The organism is Nocardioides sp. HDW12B, assembly GCF_011299595.1.
Classification (GTDB): domain Bacteria; phylum Actinomycetota; class Actinomycetes; order Propionibacteriales; family Nocardioidaceae; genus Marmoricola_A.
In genome coordinates, this window is record NZ_CP049867.1 from 913,274 (window position 1) to 931,764 (window position 18,491).

Here is an 18,491-nt window from a genome sequence, read left to right on the forward strand (position 1 = left end):
CGGTTTCCGGGGGTCATTGTGTCGGAGGTCCCTGGCAGAGTCAGTCCATGGAGCCCTTCACCCACGCGGCCGCGGACGACGGATCCGCGTCGATCAGCGCCGGCGGTGACGCAGCCTCAGGAGCAGGTGTTGACGCGGACGCTGTGGCGGTCGCCGGCGCAGACGCCGGAGTGTGGCCGTTGGAGGGGCGGTGGCGTGGCTTCTCGTCGGTGGAGGTGCGGACTCAGCGGGTGCACCGCTTCACCGGGCGCCTGGTGGCCGCGGTGGCCGACGCGACTGCGGGTGGGGTCGATGGTGTCGCGGTGGGGTGTCTGAGTGCGGCGGAGGCGGGGGAGGCGGTGCTGGAGCTGGGCGAGGTGATGGCCCGGTTGAAGGGGCTGCAGCTCGCCCTGCTGGCCCGAGCCGACGAGCAGGACGTCAGCACGTGCGCTGACGGCGGTCCGGCGGCGGTGAACACCGCGGCGTGGTTGTCCCACCGCGGGCTGGTCGCGGGTCGGGTGGCGCGCGGTGAGGTGCGCCGGTGCCGGGAGCTGACCGGACAGTACGCCGCGACGGGGTCGGCGTTGTTGGCCGGTGACCTCGACGTCGCGCAGGCCGAGGTGATCGTGTCGTCGTTGAACCGGTTGCCGGGGGATCTGGAGGTCGAGGACCGGGTGCGGGCGGAGAAGGTGATGCTCGCCGAGGCGGCCCGGCTGGATGCGGAGCAGCTGCGGGTCGTGGGGCGGCGGTTGCTGGAGGTGATCGCACCCGAGGTGGCGGAGGAGGTCGAGGCGGCGCGGTTGGCGAAGGAGGAGGATGCGGCGGCGGCGCGGACGTGGTTGACGACGTGGGACGACGGTGAGGGCACCACGCACCTGAACGTGAAGCTGTCGACCCGTCATGCGGACATGTTGAGGGCGGCGTTGCACGCGATCGCGAACCCCGGCCTGGCCGATGCGATCTGCCGCACCGAGTCCTCGCCGTCGCCGAAGCCGGGGCCTCGGATCCTGGGCGAGGCGTTCTGCCGGCTGCTGGAGACCCTCGACGTCGACAGGGTCCCGCAGAACGGGGGGATGAGCGCGACGGTGGTGGTGACGATCCCGCTCGCGACGCTGCACGGTGGGCTGGAGGCGGCGACGTTGGACACCGGCACCCGGCTGAGTCCGGGTGAGGCACGGAGGATGGCGTGCGACGCCGGCCTGGTCCCGGTGGTGCTGGGTGGGCGCAGTGAGGTCCTCGACCACGGGCGGGCACGGCGGTTGTACTCCCGGTCGCAGCGGTTGGCGATGGCGGTGCGGCAGGACTTCCGCTGCGCTGCTGAGGGGTGTGATCGCCCGAGTGGCTGGTGCGATGCGCACCACTTGAGGCCCTGGTCGACCGGCGGCCGCACCGACCTGGCTGACGGGGTGCTGCTGTGCGGGCGGCACCACACCTTGGTCCATCACCCCGACTACACCGTGCGCCGAGGCTCCGGCTGGCGCCTGAGCATCGTCCGCACCCCACGCGACACCCCCCGACGCCAATAGCGGCCGCCCCGAACATCGGAACTCCCCGGGCGAAGCTTCTCAACGGGCAGATCGAGAAGCACGCGCGGATGGCGGAGCACGCGCAGATGGCGGAGCACGCTCAGATCGAGAAGATCGCCACCGTGGGCAGAGCGATCGCCGCGGCGGCTATGACCAGGGTGACGGTGCCGAGCGACCGGCTGCGCACGTCCGTGCGGGACACGAGGCCCAGCACCACCGCCAGGGCGCCGACGAGGTAGGCGAGCGGGCTGAAGAAGTAGGTCGCCGCCAGCACGAGGCTGAGCACAGCCAGCCCCAGCGCCATCCTCCCCAGGACCCGGGGGTCGGGCTCCGACGTTCGCACGCGCGCTCCCCTCGGGTCTCTGGCGCCCCGCGGTCGTGGGCGACGTCGTACGACGGTAGCGGCGAGTGGGACCCGGGGGTGCCGGAGGTCCAGTTCCGACGCCGACCCCACGGTCCGACGCCGACGCCACGGTTCCGACGCCACGGTCCCGACGCGGACCCCACGGGCCCGGCATCGATCCCGCGGCGTGGTCGGTGATGAGTTCTGACGTCCGCCGCCGTCTTACCTGTGACACCCCGAGACGGAAGGATGACGCGATGACGGCGGACACGGTGATGGAGCAGATGGTGACGGAGGAGAGCGACGTGGGTGACCTGGGCGATCTGGGCGAGCTCGACGAGCCGGCGTTCTCGGCGCTGGCGGAGCGGCACCGCCGCGAGCTGCACGTGCACTGCTACCGCATGCTCGGCTCCTTCGAGGACGCCGAGGACACGGTGCAGGAGACGTTCCTCCGGGCCTGGCGGCGGCGGGAGACCTACGAGGGGCGCTCGACGTTCCGCGCCTGGCTCTACCGGATCGCGACCAACGCCTGCCTCGACCTGCTCGCGCGGCGCCGGCCGGAGCCGGCGACCGGCGGGGAGGTGCCGTGGCTGCAGCCCTATCCCGACCGACTGCTCGACGAGCTCCCCGCGGCCGGGTCCGACGAGCCCGAGACGTCCGCCGTCGCCCAGGAGACGATCGAGCTGGCCTACCTGGTCGCGGTGCAGCACCTGGCCCCGCGCCCGCGGGCCGCGCTGATCCTGCGCGACGTGATCGGCTGGCCGGCCAAGGACGTCGCCGAGCTGCTCGGCGACTCCGTCAACTCCGTCAACAGCGCGCTGCAGCGCGCCCGCGCAGGCATGCGGGAGCACCTGCCCGCCGAGCGGCAGGACTGGACGGGCGGCGACGGCGACGCCGCCACGCGCGACCTCGTACGGCGCTTCACCGAGGCCAGCGTGGCCACCGACATCACCACCCTCTCGAGCCTGCTGCGTGACGACGTCCGCTGCTCGATGCCACCGACCCCCGGCCTCGACGTCGGCCGCGACGCGGTGGTGAGCTCCTGGCAGCAGGACGGCTTCACCGACCTCGGACGGATGCGGACCGTCTTCACGACTGTGAACCGCCAGCCGGCCGTGGCGGCGTACCTCTGGCGGGAGAAGGACGACGCCTACCTCCCGCTGACGATGGACGTGCTGCGCATCAGCGGTGGCCTGGTCACGGAGATCGTCATCTTCCACGCCGACCAGTTCCCGCGGCTCGGGCTGCCGGAGCGGCTGCCCGCCGAGACCCCCGCCGACGCCCCTGCCGACGGTCCCGCCTACGGCCTCGCCGCCGACGTCACGGAGCAGCCGTCGTGAGCGGGCGCCGGACGCGCGGCGTGGTCGTCACCGGCCTGCTCGCTACGGTCGTCGCGGCGGCCCTCACCGCTGCCTGCGCGGCGCTGGCCCGGACTCTCGGGGTCGACTTCGAGGTCGTCGAGGGCGAGCCGATCCCGGTGTCGGGCATCGCTTTCGTCACCGGGGTGTTCTCCGTCGCGGGCGTCGGCATCGCCGCGGCCCTTCACCGCTGGAGCGCCCGCCCCGCGGAGCGGTTCCTCTCGGTGACCCTGTCGTTGACGGCCGTCTCGCTGGTGCCTCCGCTGCTCTCCGGGGCCGCGGTGTCCACCGTGGTCACCCTCGTCGGGCTGCACCTCGTCGCCGCAGCCGTGATGATCCCCGCGCTGGCCCGCCGCCTGCGCGGCTTCGCCGCGACCAGCGACGAGCCGGAGCCTCGTCCGCTCCAGCGGCAGCGCTGACGTCGCCCTCGCGTGCCCGCCGGCGGCCGGCCGCCCCGCCGACTCCGGCCGCCAGCAAGCACGCACCGGCGCCGACGGTGAGCACGCCGGAGACGGCCTCCCACCACGGTCGGGCCTCGGACGAGCCGTTGGCGTAGGTGAGGGCGGCGACGAGCGGGCTCGCGAGGAGCAGCAGGACGCACGCGGCTCGCGCCCACCCGCGGGCGCCGAGGCCGAAGCGTACGAGCAGGGCGGGAGGCCACAGGAGCCACAGGTACACGGCGAGGGCCGCGGTCACCGGACGCACGACGTCACCGCTCGTCCCGGAGAGCAGCGTGGCGACGCCGACGGCACTCTGGGCGAGGACCGCGCCGGTCAGCACGACACGGGCGACCCGACCGGGGCGGCGGCCGGTGGTGGCCCAGGGCAGCAGGGCGAAGGCCACCGCGAGCACGAGCAGGGAGACGCCGGCCAGCTCGGCGGCGGACCCCACGGGCTCCCAGCCGGTGGTCGGGGCCAGGAAGTCGAAGCGGTGGTCCTGCCGGGCGAGGCACGCGCGGCTGTCCCCGGCGCCCCACGCGCACGCCTCGGCCCACCGCTGCCACGAGGCGGCGGCCATCAGCCCACCGGCCGCGACCAGCAGCAGACCTGACCCGATCCTCGGAACCTGCAGCGCCATGACTCCCCGTCCTCCGCGTCCCAGTGTGCGACGCCCGGGCAAGGTCGGAAGCCCGACAGGGAGCGCCTGGCGGCTCCCGGCGGAACCTGTCAGCTCTCGGGCGGGTGTCCGAATCCCCCCGGGGTGTCGGGCCGGGCGACGCCGACGCGCGGTGGGATGCTGGGCGGCATGTCGCGAGCGCTTCCCCCTGCCCGTACGCCCCAAACGTCCGCCCCCGCCCGGTCCCGCCGTACGGCGACCGCCGCGGTCCTGCTGCTGACGGCGAGCCTCGCGCTGGCCGGGTGCGGTGGTGAGGACGAGCCCGAGGAGGCGTCGCCCGAGGCGGCCGCCGTCGAGGGGGAGACCGTCCTCGAGTCCGGCCCGGTGCTCAACCCGCTGAACGGGCTCGAGCTCGAGGCGCAGCCCGCGCGGCCCGTCCTGACGGTCAAGATGGACAACAGCTCGGCCAGCGCCCCGCAGGTCGGGCTGAGCAAGGCCGACCTCGTGACCGAGGAGCTCGTCGAGGGCGGCATCACCCGGCTCGCGGTCTCCTACTACTCCGCCATTCCCGAGAACGTCGGACCGGTCCGCTCCATGCGCGCCACCGACATCGGGATCGTGCAGCCGCTCAAGTCGACCCTGGTCACCAGCGGAGGGGCCGCGGTCACCGCGGACCGCATCGGCGAGGCGGGCATCCGGGTCATCAACGAGAGCGGCACCGGCTTCTACCGCGACGAGAGCCGCAGCGCGCCGTACAACCTGTTCAACACGCTGACCGAGGTGGCCGACAAGCTCAAGCCGGTCGACCCGCCGGAGCCCTACCTGCCGTTCAGCGACGAGGGCGACCTCCCGGCCGGCAAGCCCGCGAAGGGCCTGAGCGCGGTCTTCTCGCAGGGGCACACGACGTCGTTCACGTTCGGCGACGGGGTGTGGACCAACACCAACAGCTTCGCCGCCGACGGCGACACCTTCGAGCCCGAGACGGTGCTGGTGCTGCGGGTCCAGGTCGGCGACGCCGGCTACACCGACCCCGCCGGCTACCCCGTCCCGGAGACCAAGTTCACCGGCACCGGTGCGGCGCAGATCTTCCACGACGGCGAGGTGGTCACCGGCCGCTGGGTCAAGGACGGCCTCGACGACACCATCGCGCTGGAGGTGGGCGGCAAGGAGGTCTCGCTGCCCGCCGGCAAGGTGTGGATGGAGCTGGTGCCGGCCCAGGGCGGGTCGGTGCAGGTCCAGCGCTGAGGCGTACGCCGAGCCCGCGGGGCCGGCGCCGCCCTCAGTCGTCGAGCAGGGACCGGATCCCAGCCAGCACCAGGACCACGGCGCCCTCGGCGTCGTCGGCCGCCTGCTGGGGGTCGGGGGCCTGGGCGACGGCCGAGGCCGTGGCCGACATGGCCCCGAAGAACAGCCGGGTGAACGCGGCCAGCTGGGACTCGGGGAGGTCGTAGGGAGAGAGCAGCCCGCCCACGATGTCCTGCACGAGCCCGTAGGTGCTGCGCTCCTCCTGCTCGCGGAACCGCTCGTAGCCGAGCACGACCGGGCCCTCCAGGATCACGATGCGGCGGTACTCCTCACCCTGGGCGACCGTCAGGAACTCGCGCAGCCCCACGAGGGCGCGCTCCCAGGGATCGGCGACGTCGGCGATGCGGGCGCGGATCCGCTCCCGGGCGTCGTCCTCGACGGTGGCCAGCACCTCGCCGTACAGGTCCTGCTTGCCGCGGAAGTGGTGGTAGAGCGCGCCCTTCGTAACGTCCGCGCCGGCCACGATCTCCTCGAGGCTGGTGGCGGCGAAACCCTGGCGCGCGAAGAGGTCACGCGCCACCGAGACCAGGGCGCGCTTGGTGTGGGCGCGGCGCGCGCGAACCGTCATCGCCCGAGCATAGGCGCCGGCGCCGGTGGGGGAGCGACCGTCGTCACAGGGCCTGTGCGCGGGATCACCGCACGGATCCCTCCGGTTCCGTACTGACGGTACGTACCGTGGGTATGTATCCACCGGTGGGGCCGAACGGCCCCGGCGAGAGACAAGGAGACTGCGATGACCGAGCAGAAGAACGCTCAGCAGTTCGCCGACCGGCTGCGCACGGCCCTCGGCAAGCAGAGCCGACGCCGAGCCGGCGACCTGCGTCGTCGGACCGGCAGCAGCACCCGCAGCTTCGCGGACCGCCTGCGCAGCTCGCTCGACGTGCGCTGACCCGCACCACCTGATCCACCGGGCCCCGGCCGGTCGCCGCTCACGGCGCCGGGCCGCCTCCCTCGGCCTGCGCGTCCCTCCCTCCCAGGAGTGGCCGCCGTCGGGGTCCGGTCACGGGACCGACGCGGTCCTACCGATGGGTACCGGCTCGGGGTCCCGTCGGACCCGCCGGGCGTGAAACGATGCGGCCATGGCAGCCGCGCCCAGCATCTCGTACTCGATCACCGTCCGCCTCGAGGTCCCCGCCGGAGGCTCGGCGATCAGCCACCTCACCTCCTGCGTCGAGGAGACCGGCGGCATCGTGACCGCCCTGGACGTCAGCGCCTCGGGCACCGACCGCCTCCAGATCGACGTGACCTGCGCGGCCAGCGACACCGACCACTCCAAGCGCATCGTGCAGCGCCTCGGCGAGCTCGACGGCGTCACCGTCGGCAAGGTCTCCGACCGCACCTTCCTCATGCACCTCGGCGGCACGATCGAGATGGCCTCGAAGCACCCGATCCGCAACCGTGACGACCTGTCGATGGTCTACACCCCCGGCGTCGCCCGGGTCTGCGAGGCGATCGCGGAGAACCCCGACGACGCGCGCCGCCTGACCGTGAAGCGCAACTCTGTCGCCGTCGTCACCGACGGCTCCGCCGTCCTCGGGCTGGGCAACATCGGGCCCGCCGCCGCGCTGCCGGTCATGGAGGGCAAGGCGGCGCTGTTCAAGCGCTTCGGCGGCATCGACGCCTGGCCGCTGTGCCTCGATACCCAGGACTCCGACGCGATCGTCGAGATCGTGCGCGCCATCTCGCCGGGCTTCGCGGGCATCAACCTCGAGGACATCTCCGCCCCGCGCTGCTTCGAGATCGAGGCACGGCTGCGCGAGCTGCTCGACATCCCGGTGTTCCACGACGACCAGCACGGTACGGCGATCGTGGTGCTGGCCTCGCTGCGCAACGCGCTGAGGGTGGTCGGCAAGGAGCTCAGCGACGTCCGCGTCGTGATGTCGGGCGCCGGCGCCGCCGGCCAGGCGATCCTGCGGCTGCTGCTGGCGGCCGGCGCCTCCGACGTCGTGGTCGCCGACATCGAGGGCGTGGTGCACGAGGGCCGCGAGGACCTGCACGACTCGCTGCGCTGGCTGGCGGAGGCGACCAACCCCGAGGGCCTGACCGGCACGCTGGCCGAGGCGCTGTCGGGCGCCGACGTGTTCATCGGCGTCTCGGCGCCGAACATCCTCACCGGCGAGGACGTGGCCTCCATGGCGGACAAGAGCATCGTCTTCGCGCTCGCCAACCCGGTGCCCGAGATCGACCCGGGCATCGCCCGCGAGCACGCCGCGGTCGTGGCGACCGGCCGCTCGGACTACCCGAACCAGATCAACAACGTGCTGGCCTTCCCCGGGGTCTTCCGCGGCCTGCTCGACTCGCACGCGCGCACCATCGACACCGAGCTGCTGCTGGCCGCGGCCAAGGCGATCTCGGACGCGGTGCACCCCGACGAGCGCAACGCGAACTACATCATCCCCAGCGTCTTCCACAACGAGGTCCACCAGTCGGTGGCCGCCGCGGTGCGCGCCGCCGCCGGGGCCGAGCGATGACGACGGCGGGCCGGCCTCCGGCATGACCGGCGGGGTGGGGGAGCCCGGGCCGGCCGGCGGGGCCGACCCCGGCCCGCTGCTGGGGAAGGGCCGTCTGCTCGTGGCGACCCCCCAGCTCCTCGACCCCCACTTCGACCACACCGTGGTCCTGCTGCTCGACCACGACGACGAGGGCAGCCTCGGGGTGGTGCTCAACCGACCCACCGGGGTCGGCGTCTCGACCGTGCTCGACGAGTGGTCCGAGCAGGTGGACGGCCCGCCCGTGCTGTTCGAGGGGGGGCCGGTCAGCCCCGACGCGGCCCTGGCCCTCGCGGCGCTGGCCGGGGACGGTCCGGCCGACCCGGTCGGGTTCCGCCGGCTCTTCGGCAGCACCGGCGTCATGGACCTCGACACGCCGCGCGAGCTGCTCGACCCGCGGGTGGTGCGGCTGCGGATCTTCGCCGGGTACGCCGGCTGGGGCAGCGGCCAGCTCCTCGCCGAGGTCGAGGAGGGGTCCTGGCACGTCGTGGACTCCAGTCCGGGCGACCCGTTCTGCCCGCACCCGGACAAGCTCTGGGCCGAGGTGCTGCGCCGGCAGCCCGGCTCGCTCGCGTGGGCCTCCACGCGGCCCTCCGACCCGACCCTCAACTAGTCCGGCGACACGCCCGGGACCTGGTCGGTGTCCGCCCGCCGGTGCGTCACCGGGGCCGGTCGGCGACGTATGCTCGGTGGCTGTGAGCACACAGCTGAGCCCCGGAGCCGAGACGGTCGAGGACCGCCGTACCCAGACCACCGAGGGGGGCGACCACGAGCGCTTCTCCCACTACGTGGAGAAGGAGAAGCTCACCGAGGCCATGGTCATGGGCACACCCGTCGTGGCGCTGTGCGGCAAGGTCTGGGTGCCCAGCCGCGACCCGGAGAAGTTCCCCACCTGCCCGGAGTGCAAGGAGGCGTGGGAGCAGCTGAAGAAGGACGAGGACTGAGCACGCTGCGACGCCCCAGCCCGACCTCCCCTCCGAGCACCAGGACGACGTGACCTCCCCCTCCTCGCCTTCTGCCCTCCCGCTCACGCCCGCTCTCCCGCCCGCCTACCCCGACCGCGCCGCCTGGGGCACCGCCACCAAGCTGCGCGCGTGGCAGACCGAGGCGCTGACGCAGTACTTCGAGGCGCTGCCGCGTGACTTCCTCGCGGTCGCCACGCCCGGCGCCGGCAAGACGACCTTCGCGCTGACGGTCGCCGCCGAGCTGCTCAGCCGGCGGCTCATCGAGCGCGTCACGATCGTGGCCCCCACCGAGCACCTCAAGACCCAGTGGGCCGAGGCGGCGGAGAAGGTCGGCATCGCCGTCGACCCGTCGTACGCCGGCGGCAAGGGCCGCACGAGCAAGGAGTACGTCGGCGTCGCCGTCACCTACGCCGGTGTCGCGGCGAACCCGCTCGCGCTGCGGATCCGCACCGAGCGCTCCAAGACGCTGGTGATCCTCGACGAGATCCACCACGCCGGCGACGCGCTGTCGTGGGGGGAGTCGGTGCGAGAGGCCTTCGAGCCGGCGCACCGGCGGCTCGCGCTGACCGGCACGCCGTTCCGCTCGGACGTCAACCCGATCCCGTTCGTGGGCTACGCCCCCGGCGCCGACGGGGTGCCGCGCAGCGTGGCCGACTACAGCTACGGCTACGCCCGGGCGCTCGCGGACCACGTCGTGCGACCGGTGCTGTTCCTGGCCTACTCCGGCGACATGCAGTGGCGCACCCGCGCCGGCGACGAGGTCGCCGCCCGGCTCGGCGAGCCGCTGACCAAGGACCAGTCGGCGCAGGCGCTGCGCACCGCGCTGGACCCGCACGGCGCCTGGATGGCGTCGGTGCTGGCCGCCGCCGCCCGCCGCCTCGACGAGGTACGTCGTCACGTGCCCGACGCGGCCGGGCTGGTGATCGCCAGCGACCAGGAGTCGGCCCGCTCCTACGCCCGGCTGCTGGCCGAGCTGACCGGCGAGAAGCCGGTGGTGGTGCTCTCCGACGAGAAGGCGGCGTCGAAGAAGATCGCGGAGTTCACCGAGTCCGACGACCGGTGGATGGTCGCGGTGCGGATGGTCTCCGAGGGCGTCGACGTGCCGCGGCTGGCGGTCGGCGTCTACGCCACCGTGACGACCACGCCGCTGTTCTTCGCCCAGGCGGTCGGCCGCTTCGTGCGGGCCCGCAGGCGCGGCGAGACCGCCTCGGTGTTCCTGCCCTCGACGACGTCGCTGCTGGCCCTGGCCAACGAGCTGGAGCTGCAGCGCGACCACGTGCTCGGCCGCACGGTCGCCGACGAGGACGACATCTTCGCGGCCGAGGACGAGCTGCTGGCCCGCGAGCAGGCGGCCGAGAACGCCTCCGCGGAGGAGCAGCTCATGCCGTTCCAGGCGCTGGGGTCGGAGGCCCGCTTCGACCGGGTGCTCTACGACGGCGGCGAGTTCGGCCATGCCGGCGAGGTCGCGGTCGGCTCGGAGGAGGAGATGGACTTCCTCGGCATCCCCGGGCTGCTCGAGGCCGACCAGGTCCGCGACCTGCTCCGCAACCGGCAGTCGGCGCGAGCGGCGGCCCAGAAGGCGGCCCAGGCACGGCGTACCCCCGACGAGGAGGCCGCCGCGGTCGAGAAGGCGCGGGCCCGCGTCAGCACCCACGAGCGGCTGGCGATGCTGCGCCGCGAGCTCAACGGCCTCGTCGCCGCCTGGCACCACCGCAACGGCCAGCCGCACGGCGTGACCCACACGGTGCTGCGCAAGGAGTGCGGCGGTCCGGTCGCCTCGCTGGCCTCCGAGGAGCAGCTCCAGGCGCGGATCGACAAGATCCGGGACTGGGCCGTCGGCCGCTGACCGCGGGCCGGCTGCCCGGGTCAGCGGGGGTGCGCCCCCGGGCCCGGTACGGCGACCACGTCGCGGGGGTCGGCGATCTCGTGACCGGCCCAGCAGCGCAGGACCGGAGCGACGTGCTCGCCGCAGTCGCGGTGGGTGAAGGAGACCGGCGGGCCCTCCGGGTCGGCCAGGTAGCGGTCGCCCCACTGCGCGAGCGCCACCATGACGGGGTAGAGGTCGAAGCCCTTGGCGGTGAAGCGGTACTCGAAGCGCTCGCGCTCGCCGGGCTCGCGGTAGGGATGGCGACGCAGGATGCCGGCGTCGACCAGGCTGCCGAGCCGGTTGGTCAGCACCTGCCGCGGGATGTCGGTGTGGCGACGCATGTCCTCGAACCGCCGCACCCCGTTGGCGACCTCACGGATGACGACGAGGGACCAGCGCTCGCCCAGGGTCTCCAGGGTGCGGCCGATGGTGCAGTTGTCGACCGAGAAGGCGAGGGCGGGGGGAGAGGTGGCCATGCAGGCAGTCTAAGTCTGTTTGACAGACTCAGGCTACCCTGACAGGCTCGGTCCATGAGTGAGACCCAGCCGTCCCCGCCCTCGTCGCCGATCGACCTCTCGGGCCGGTCGTTCGAGACCGCCAGCCGCACCGTGACCTGGGAGCGTCCCGGGCAGGGCGACCTGGCCGCGCTGGCGGGCCGCGACGGGCTCGGGCAGCTGCAGGCGATCGCCGAGGGCCTGCTGCCGGCACCGCCCATCATGTCCACCCTCGACGTGGCCAGCTTCGAGCCCGAGCGGGGTCGGGTCGTGGTGGGTCTGCGGGCCCAGGAGTTCCACTACAACCCGCTCGGCACCATGCACGGCGGCGTCATCGCCACCCTGCTCGACACCGCGGCCGCCTGCGCGGTCCACTCGACGCTGGAGGTGGGGGAGGCTTACACCTCGCTCGACCTGACCACGAAGTTCCTCCGCGCCGTCACCGTCGACTCCGGGCTGCTGACCTGCGAGGGCACGGTCATCCAGCGCGGACGGCGTACGGCGCTGGCCCAGGCCACGCTGACCGACGAGTCCGGGCGCACGGTCGCGCACGCGACGTCGTCCTGCATGATCTTCAGCTGACGCCGGGCCCGGCCCCGGGCTGCTCCAGCGGCGCCGTCGCCAGCGGCAGCACCCGGTGGGGGACCGGCGTGGCGAGCGCGATCACGGTCGAGGAGCGCACGATCGCGGGGTCGGCGAGCACGGCGTCGATGACCCGCTGCAGGTCGGCGTTGGACCGGGCCACGACGCGCGCCATGAGGTCGCCCGCGCCGGTGATGGTGTGGGCCTCGAGCACCTCCGGGATGGCGGCGAGGTGGGCGCCGACGGTGTCGTGCCCTCCTCCGGAGCTCGTCTCCTGCCGGATCTCGAGGGTCAGGAACGCCGTGACCGGGTGGCCCAGGGCGGCCGGCGACAGCTCCGGGCCCCATCCCGTGATGACGCCGTCGGCGGTCATCCGGTCGAGGCGGGCCTGCACGGTGCCCCGGGCCACGCCGAGGCGGCGCGATGCCTCCAGGACGCCGACCCGTGGGTGCCGGGCGAACACGTCGAGCACCTTGCGGTCGAGATCGTCCACGACGGCCCCTCTCGTTGGGCAGGTTGTCCAGCGTGTCGACGTACGGTTGCACAGAATGTCCTGCAGCGCCACGCTGACGCGATGACGGACACCACGACGACCACGTCCACTCCCTCGACCGGCGGCGCGCTGACCGAGGACGAGCTCCGCGCCGACCTGAGCCTCGAGCAGCTCCAGGCGCTCGTCGGGCTCGTGGAGTACGACGCCGCCGGCGACGTCTTCCCGGTGACCGGGTGGGACGCGATCGTCTTCGTCGTCGGCAACGCCACCCAGGCCGCGCACTACTACCAGTCCGCCTGGGGCATGCAGCTCGAGGCCTACTCCGGCCCCGAGACCGGCAACCGCGACCACAAGAGCTTCGTGCTCCGCTCCGGCTCGATCCGTTTCGTGCTCAACGGCGCCGTCGACCCCGACAGCGCGCTGGCCGACCACCACCGCCGCCACGGCGACGGGGTCGTCGACATCGCCCTCGAGGTGCCCGACGTCGACCGCTGCATCGCGCAGGCCCGTCGCGCCGGCGCCACCGTGGTGCGCGAGCCCGAGGACGTCACCGACGAGCACGGCACGGTGCGCATCGCCTCGATCGCGACCTACGGCGAGACCGTGCACACGCTGGTCGACCGCAGCCGCTACGACGGCCCCTACCTGCCCGGCTGGGTCGCCCGGACGAGCACGCTGCAGCGCCGCGAGGGCCAGCCGAAGCGGCTCTTCCAGGCGCTCGACCACATCGTCGGCAACGTCGAGATGGGCCACATGGACGAGTGGGTGGACTTCTACAACCGCGTCATGGGCTTCACCAACATGGCCGAGTTCATCGGCGACGACATCGCCACCGACTACTCCGCGCTCATGAGCAAGGTCGTCGCCAACGGCAACCACCGCGTGAAGTTCCCCCTCAACGAGCCGGCGGTCGCCAAGAAACGTTCGCAGATCGACGAGTACCTCGACTTCTACCGCGGCGCCGGCGCCCAGCACCTCGCGGTCGCGACCGGCGACATCCTCGCCTCCGTCGACGCGCTGCGCGAGAACGGCGTCGAGTTCCTCGCGACCCCGGACTCCTACTACGAGGACCCCGAGCTGCGCGCCCGCATCGGGCAGGTCCGGGTGCCGATCGAGGAGCTGCAGAAGCGGGGGATCCTCGTCGACCGCGACGAGGACGGCTACCTGCTGCAGATCTTCACCAGGCCGCTCGGCGACCGTCCGACCGTGTTCTTCGAGCTCATCGAGCGCCACGGCTCGCTCGGCTTCGGCAAGGGCAACTTCAAGGCGCTCTTCGAGGCCATCGAGCGCGAGCAGGACCTCCGCGGCAACCTCTGACCACCCCGCGAAGCGTCGCGTGTGTACGCGCGAAGCGTCGCGTGTGTACGCGCGAAGCGTCGCGCATGTACGGCCGAGACGTCAGGCGTGCAGTTCCCACGGGAATGGCGGGCGCCCGCTCCCGCTGACCCGGAAGCGGCCCCACGGGTCGGGGTCGCTCAGGCGCGCGACGCTCTCGCCGTACGACGTGCGCAGGCGGACCTGGGCGCCCGTGCGCAGCGGACCGCCGGGGCGTGTGGCCTCGGCGAGCGAGTCCGAGCGGACCCGGCCGTACCAGTGGAACCGCCCGTCGAGCGGCTGGAAGGCGCCGCGCAGGTCGGCGTCGACGCTGACCACGACGTCATCGGTGCGGACCTGCGCCGGGCCGGTGTAGCCCTCGCCGTCGTGCAGGTCGACAGCGCTCTCGTCGGCAACGGGCGAGGTCATCGCGTCTCCTGGGGGCGGGGCGTGAGCGGCCCGACGGGGTTCTGGGTGAAGTACTCCTGGCTGATGCCGTCGACCGCGTGCCACACGAACGCCGACAGGTAGTCGGCCACCGCGGCACGACTCATCGTCTGCCGCTCCAGCCACCACTCGGCCGTCGAGACGCCGAGGCCGACCATCGCGTGCGCCCACGGCTCGGCCCCGCCGGCGTCGAAGCCGGCCTTGCGCAGCTCGTCGCCGAGGAGGCGGGCCAGGATCGCGGCGACGGCGGCCTTGCCGTCGGCGACGGTGCCGCCGATGGCGCCGCCGTGGTGGCGCACGGCCAGCAGGAAGACGTTGCGGTGGGTCTCGACCTCGGCGAGGTAGGCGGCCGTGCCGCGCTCCACCCGCTGCCGGGGCGGCAGGTCCTCGGCGATGACGTCGGTGAGGACGGCCAGGATGCGGTCGCTCTCCCAGCGGGCGACGGCGGCCAGGAGGTCGTCCTTGTCGGTGAAGTAACGGTAGAGCACCGGCTTCGAGACCCCGGCGCGCAGGGCGATCTGGTCGATGTGCACGTCGGGGCCGTGCTCGGTGATGGCGGCGACCGCGGCGGCGACGAAGTCGGCACGCCGGGCGTCGCGGTGGGCGTCCCAGCGGCTGCTGCGGCCGTCACCACCGGATCCGCGGATTCCCTTGACGGAGGGGGGCATGTCGGCGACATTATCACTAAGCGTTACTCGAGGTAACACCTAACCGCAGGAGAGTTCATGACCGTCGTCGACGACTCCGTGGCCACCCGGCTGCTCCGCTCCAGCGCCCGTCACAGCTACGACCCCGAGGTCGACCTCGACTGGTCCGCGCCCGAGGTCGAGGGGATGTGGTGGATGCAGCCCGAGCGGGTCTCGCTCTACGGCACCGAGCTGTGGGACTCGCTGACCCGCGAGCAGCAGGTCGAGCTGTCGCGCCACGAGGTCGGCTCGATCGTCCACATGGGCTGGTGGTTCGAGGTGATCCTCATGCGCGGCCTGCTCCGGGAGGCCTACCGCAGCGACCCCCGCAGCGCCCGCACCCACTACCTGCTGACCGAGGTCGCCGACGAGTGCCGTCACTCGACGATGTTCGGCCGGGCCATGACGAACGCCGGCGTCCCGGCGTACGGGCCCCCGCCGCGGCTGCAGCGCCTCGCCGACTGGAGCAGCGTCGTGCTGCACGGCCCGAGCCTGTACGCCGGCGCGCTGCTCGTCGAGGAGACGCTCGACCGGTGGCAGCGCGAGTCGATGCACGACGAGCGGGTGCAGCCGCTGACCCGCATGGTCAACCGCATCCACGTCATGGAGGAGGCGCGCCACGTCACCTTCGCCCGCGACGAGCTCACCACGAGCGTCGCCGGGCTGTCCCGGCTCGGCCTGATGCACCACCAGGCAGTGATGGGCCAGGTCGCGTACGGCGCGATGCGCTGCCTGATCCACCCCCAGGCGTACGCCGCCGTCGGCATCGACCCGTCCGAGGGTCGGCGTACGGCGATGGCGAACCCGACCTACCAGGCGACCCTGCGGTGGATGGGGGAGAAGGTCATGCCTTTCTTGCAGGAGAACAAGATGGTGGCGCGCCCGCACCTGAAGTGGTGGCAGGGCTCGCACCTGCTCTGAGGGCGTCCAGGACCTGGGCGGTGGCAGAGGCGGTGTCCGTGGTGTCGACGAGCAGGCGGTCGCCGTCGCGCTGGACGTCCCACGGCTGCCACTCGCCGTGCTCGACGTCCTCCCAGCTGGGGACCACGTGGCCGGGGATGTCGGCGGTGCGGGACTCGACGCGGCGGCGGTGCTCCTCGGGGTCAGGGAGCGCAGTCTCGACGTTCACCAGCCGTGCCTCGGCCCGGTCCGCGGCGTCGCGCCACGACGCGCGGGCCTCGGCGACCGGGTTGACGGCGTCGACGACGACGGTGCTGCCGAGCAGGAGGTTCGACACCGCCAGCTCGTGGACGACGGCGTAGCCCCCGACGCCCACCTCCACGCCGACGCGGGCCAGCGCGGTCTCGGCGGCGTCCACCCGCAGGTAGCAGGCGCCCAGGCGGCGGGCGATCTCGCGGGCGATCGTCGTCTTGCCCGTCCCGGGGCGGCCAGACAGGACGATCAGGGTCCCGTCGCTCACGACAGGCGAGCCTCGACCGACGGCAGCCAGCGGCGGACGCGCGCGAGGGCGTCGGAGCCGAGATCGGCGCGGACGGTGTGGAGGTCGGCGGATCCGGCCAGCACGGCTCGGGCCTCGTCCGCCTCGCCGTCGAGGACCAGCCGGACGGCGAGCAGCAACGCCTCCGGGTCGAAGCCGGTGACGGCGTGGTTCGGGCCGGTGAAGCGGATCGCGACCTCGCGGTCGAGGGCGGCGTCGACCGCCTCCACCACCGCGGGCGCCAGGGCCGGGCCCTGGCCGGCGGTGCGGAACGACACCGTCAGGTCGGCCATCGCGACCTCGTCGAGCGCGGCCAGCCAGCCGGGCCGGCCGACGCCCTCGAGGGGCAGCCCCACCGATACGTGGGTGGCGTCGGGGTCGTCGAGCCCGGCAAGGGTCTGCTCCGCCGCCGCCGTCGTACGTCGCGCCGCTCCCGCCAGGTCGTCGAGGTCGCGCAGGGTGGTGGACAGGGTCCGCAGCCGAGCGCCGGCGATCCGGGAGGCCCACTGGGATGCCGGTTCGATGCCGCCGGCGCCACCGGAGACGACGACCGTGAGTGCCAGGGGGTCGGAGGAGGCTCCGGAGAGCAGGTCGGCGAGGGCCGGCAGCATCGGGTCGGGGACGACCAGGGACCCGACCAGCCCTCCCGGCGTGAGCCGCTGCCGGTGGCGTGCGACCGCGTCGGCCAGCGAGGCCACGCCGGCGCCGGAGGGTGGCTCGAGCAGGGTCGCGTCGTCGACGAGTCCGGCGTGCTCGGGCGCCACCTCGGGCGCGTCGGGTCCGTTCGTTGACACCCCTCGGACCCTAGTCCACGGTGGGGTCCGTGGCTTACTACCGGCAGGTCGGCGACGTCCCCCCCAAGCGGCACACCCAGTTCCGCGACGAGCACGGCGCGCTGCGCTACGAGGAGCTGATGGGGGAGGAGGGGTTCTCCTCCGACTCCAGCCTGCTCTACCACCGCGGCGTGCCCTCGGCGATCGTCGACAGCCAGGTCTGGGAGCTGCCCGACCTCACCACCACCCCGAACCACCCGCTCAAGCCGCGTCACCTCAAGCTGCACGACCTGGGGGTCTCGACAGGCTCGACCACCGAGAACGGCTCGACCACCGGGGACGGCTCGACCACCGGGAACGGCTCGACCACCGACGCCGTCACCGGCCGCCGGCTGGTCCTGGGCAACGGTGACGTCCGGATCTCCTACGTCGTCGCGACCGAGCCGTCGCCGCTCTACCGCAACGCGGTCGGTGACGAGTGCGTCTTCGTCGAGACCGGATCCGGCACGGTCGAGACGGTCTTCGGGGTGCTGTCGTACCGGGCCGGCGACTACGTCGTGGTCCCGCGCGCTACCACCCACCGCTGGGTGCCGGCCGAGGAGAGCCGGCTCTACCCGATCGAGGCCAACAGCCACATCGCCCCGCCGAAGCGCTACCTCTCGAAGTACGGTCAGCTCCTCGAGCACGCGCCGTACTGCGAGCGCGACCTGCACGGCCCGACCGAGCCTTTTCTTGTCGACTCGACAACCGACGGGGTCTCGACAGGCTCGACCACCGGAGACGGCTCGACCGACGTCTATGTCAAGCACCGCGGCTCCGGCCCGAGCGGGCTGGTCGGCACGCGGATGACCTACGCGACGCACCCCTTCGACGTGGTCGGCTGGGACGGCTGCCTCTACCCCTACACGTTCAACGTCGAGGACTACATGCCGATCACCGGCAAGATCCACCAGCCGCCGCCGGTGCACCAGGTCTTCGAGGGCTGGAACTTCGTGATCTGCAACTTCCTGCCGCGCAAGGTCGACTACCACCCGCTGTCGATCCCGGTGCCGTACTACCACTCCAACGTCGACTCCGACGAGGTCATGTTCTACGTCGCTGGCGACTACGAGGCCCGCAAGGGAAGCGGCATCGGGCGCGGCTCGATCTCGCTGCACCCCGGTGGGTACGCCCACGGGCCGCTGCCGCAGGCGATCGAGGCGTCGCTGGGGGCGGAGTACTTCGACGAGACCGCGGTCATGGTCGACACCTTCCGGCCCCTCGAGCTCGGGGAGGGCGCGCTCGCGTGCGAGGACCCGGCGTACGCCTGGACCTGGAGCGGGCGCGGCCCGGACTCCCGCCTCGCGGCCCCCGCCGACCCCACCCAGGAGAGCTGA

The 18,491-nt window shown here is 73.0% G+C and carries 21 protein-coding genes; 13 read left to right on the top strand and 8 right to left on the bottom strand.

The annotated features are described in order from the left end of the window. Window positions 1-47: 47 nt before the first annotated feature. Window positions 48-1,505 (top strand): HNH endonuclease signature motif containing protein, encoded by a 1,458-nt coding sequence (locus tag G7072_RS04300; protein ID WP_166084405.1) that lies wholly within the window; start codon window positions 48-50, stop codon window positions 1,503-1,505. A 100-nt stretch (window positions 1,506-1,605) separates the two neighbouring features. On the opposite strand, the gene G7072_RS04305 is transcribed toward G7072_RS04300, so the two are convergent. Continuing rightward, window positions 1,606-1,848, bottom strand: coding sequence for a hypothetical protein (locus tag G7072_RS04305; RefSeq protein WP_166084407.1), 243 nt, complete (start codon window positions 1,846-1,848; stop codon window positions 1,606-1,608). A gap of 257 nt (window positions 1,849-2,105) precedes the next feature. Here G7072_RS04305 and G7072_RS04310 point away from each other — a divergent pair, with 257 nt between their 5' ends. The 3 genes from G7072_RS04310 (at window position 2,106) to G7072_RS04320 (ending at window position 5,507) form a co-directional block, all read left to right on the top strand. Further along, complete coding sequence (locus G7072_RS04310) at window positions 2,106-3,188, top strand: RNA polymerase subunit sigma-70 (RefSeq protein ID WP_166084408.1); 1,083 nt, start codon at window positions 2,106-2,108, stop codon at window positions 3,186-3,188. Further along, entirely contained in the window at window positions 3,185-3,625 is a 441-nt protein-coding gene (locus G7072_RS04315; RefSeq protein ID WP_166084409.1) for a DUF6069 family protein, read from the top strand. Before G7072_RS04310 ends, G7072_RS04315 begins: the two co-directional genes overlap by 4 nt. Before the next feature lie 826 nt (window positions 3,626-4,451). Next, window positions 4,452-5,507 (top strand): DUF3048 domain-containing protein, encoded by a 1,056-nt coding sequence (locus tag G7072_RS04320; RefSeq protein ID WP_166084410.1) that lies wholly within the window; start codon window positions 4,452-4,454, stop codon window positions 5,505-5,507. 34 nt (window positions 5,508-5,541) lie between these two features. Here G7072_RS04320 and G7072_RS04325 read toward each other — a convergent pair whose 3' ends face one another. Continuing rightward, entirely contained in the window at window positions 5,542-6,135 is a 594-nt protein-coding gene (locus G7072_RS04325; protein WP_166084411.1) for a TetR/AcrR family transcriptional regulator, read from the bottom strand. Between the two features lie 165 nt (window positions 6,136-6,300). Here G7072_RS04325 and G7072_RS04330 point away from each other — a divergent pair, with 165 nt between their 5' ends. The 5 genes from G7072_RS04330 (at window position 6,301) to G7072_RS04350 (ending at window position 10,867) form a co-directional block, all read left to right on the top strand. Next, window positions 6,301-6,456, top strand: coding sequence for a hypothetical protein (locus G7072_RS04330; protein WP_166084412.1), 156 nt, complete (start codon window positions 6,301-6,303; stop codon window positions 6,454-6,456). Window positions 6,457-6,646: 190 nt separating this feature from the next. Further along, window positions 6,647-8,038, top strand: coding sequence for an NAD-dependent malic enzyme (locus G7072_RS04335; RefSeq protein ID WP_166084413.1), 1,392 nt, complete (start codon window positions 6,647-6,649; stop codon window positions 8,036-8,038). A 22-nt stretch (window positions 8,039-8,060) separates the two neighbouring features. Beyond that, window positions 8,061-8,669: a YqgE/AlgH family protein gene (locus tag G7072_RS04340; protein ID WP_166084414.1), complete on the top strand. Its 609-nt coding sequence runs from the start codon at window positions 8,061-8,063 to the stop codon at window positions 8,667-8,669. Window positions 8,670-8,751: 82 nt separating this feature from the next. Further along, window positions 8,752-9,000, top strand: coding sequence for a DUF3039 domain-containing protein (locus G7072_RS04345; RefSeq protein ID WP_166084415.1), 249 nt, complete (start codon window positions 8,752-8,754; stop codon window positions 8,998-9,000). A 49-nt stretch (window positions 9,001-9,049) separates the two neighbouring features. Further along, on the top strand, window positions 9,050-10,867 hold the full coding sequence (locus G7072_RS04350) for a DEAD/DEAH box helicase (RefSeq protein WP_166084416.1): 1,818 nt from the start codon (window positions 9,050-9,052) through the stop codon (window positions 10,865-10,867). Between the two features lie 20 nt (window positions 10,868-10,887). Here G7072_RS04350 and G7072_RS04355 read toward each other — a convergent pair whose 3' ends face one another. After that, on the bottom strand, window positions 10,888-11,364 hold the full coding sequence (locus tag G7072_RS04355) for a helix-turn-helix domain-containing protein (RefSeq protein WP_166084417.1): 477 nt from the start codon (window positions 11,362-11,364) through the stop codon (window positions 10,888-10,890). A gap of 54 nt (window positions 11,365-11,418) precedes the next feature. On the opposite strand from G7072_RS04355, the gene G7072_RS04360 reads away from it, so the two are divergent. Continuing rightward, window positions 11,419-11,964 carry a PaaI family thioesterase gene (locus G7072_RS04360; RefSeq protein ID WP_166084418.1) on the top strand — a complete coding sequence of 182 codons (546 nt, stop codon included), beginning with the start codon at window positions 11,419-11,421 and terminating at the stop codon, window positions 11,962-11,964. Here G7072_RS04360 and G7072_RS04365 read toward each other — a convergent pair. Then, window positions 11,957-12,457, bottom strand: coding sequence for an Lrp/AsnC family transcriptional regulator (locus G7072_RS04365; protein ID WP_166084419.1), 501 nt, complete (start codon window positions 12,455-12,457; stop codon window positions 11,957-11,959). The genes G7072_RS04360 and G7072_RS04365 overlap by 8 nt on opposite strands. An 81-nt stretch (window positions 12,458-12,538) precedes the next feature. On the opposite strand from G7072_RS04365, the gene hppD reads away from it, so the two are divergent. Next, window positions 12,539-13,774 (top strand): 4-hydroxyphenylpyruvate dioxygenase, encoded by a 1,236-nt coding sequence (gene hppD / locus G7072_RS04370; RefSeq protein WP_166084420.1) that lies wholly within the window; start codon window positions 12,539-12,541, stop codon window positions 13,772-13,774. A gap of 81 nt (window positions 13,775-13,855) precedes the next feature. Here hppD and G7072_RS04375 read toward each other — a convergent pair whose 3' ends face one another. Next, window positions 13,856-14,200, bottom strand: a complete 345-nt coding sequence (locus G7072_RS04375) for a DUF4873 domain-containing protein (RefSeq protein WP_166084421.1) — start codon at window positions 14,198-14,200, stop codon at window positions 13,856-13,858. Continuing rightward, complete coding sequence (locus G7072_RS04380) at window positions 14,197-14,886, bottom strand: TetR/AcrR family transcriptional regulator (protein WP_166084422.1); 690 nt, start codon at window positions 14,884-14,886, stop codon at window positions 14,197-14,199. The genes G7072_RS04375 and G7072_RS04380 overlap by 4 nt, the downstream gene beginning before the upstream one ends. Window positions 14,887-14,943: 57 nt before the next feature. On the opposite strand from G7072_RS04380, the gene G7072_RS04385 reads away from it, so the two are divergent. Continuing rightward, the gene (locus G7072_RS04385; protein ID WP_166084423.1) at window positions 14,944-15,825 is read left to right on the top strand and encodes a diiron oxygenase; all 882 of its coding nucleotides are present in this window, start codon (window positions 14,944-14,946) and stop codon (window positions 15,823-15,825) included. On the opposite strand, the gene G7072_RS04390 is transcribed toward G7072_RS04385, so the two are convergent. Both G7072_RS04390 and G7072_RS04395 read right to left on the bottom strand, forming a co-directional pair. Further along, a complete protein-coding gene (locus tag G7072_RS04390; protein ID WP_206063278.1) occupies window positions 15,749-16,324 on the bottom strand; it encodes an AAA family ATPase in 576 nt (191 codons plus the stop codon). The genes G7072_RS04385 and G7072_RS04390 overlap by 77 nt on opposite strands. Beyond that, a complete protein-coding gene (locus G7072_RS04395; RefSeq protein ID WP_166084424.1) occupies window positions 16,321-17,136 on the bottom strand; it encodes a hypothetical protein in 816 nt (271 codons plus the stop codon). Before G7072_RS04395 ends, G7072_RS04390 begins: the two co-directional genes overlap by 4 nt. A gap of 29 nt (window positions 17,137-17,165) precedes the next feature. Here G7072_RS04395 and G7072_RS04400 point away from each other — a divergent pair, with 29 nt between their 5' ends. Then, a complete protein-coding gene (locus tag G7072_RS04400; RefSeq protein ID WP_166084426.1) occupies window positions 17,166-18,491 on the top strand; it encodes a homogentisate 1,2-dioxygenase domain-containing protein in 1,326 nt (441 codons plus the stop codon).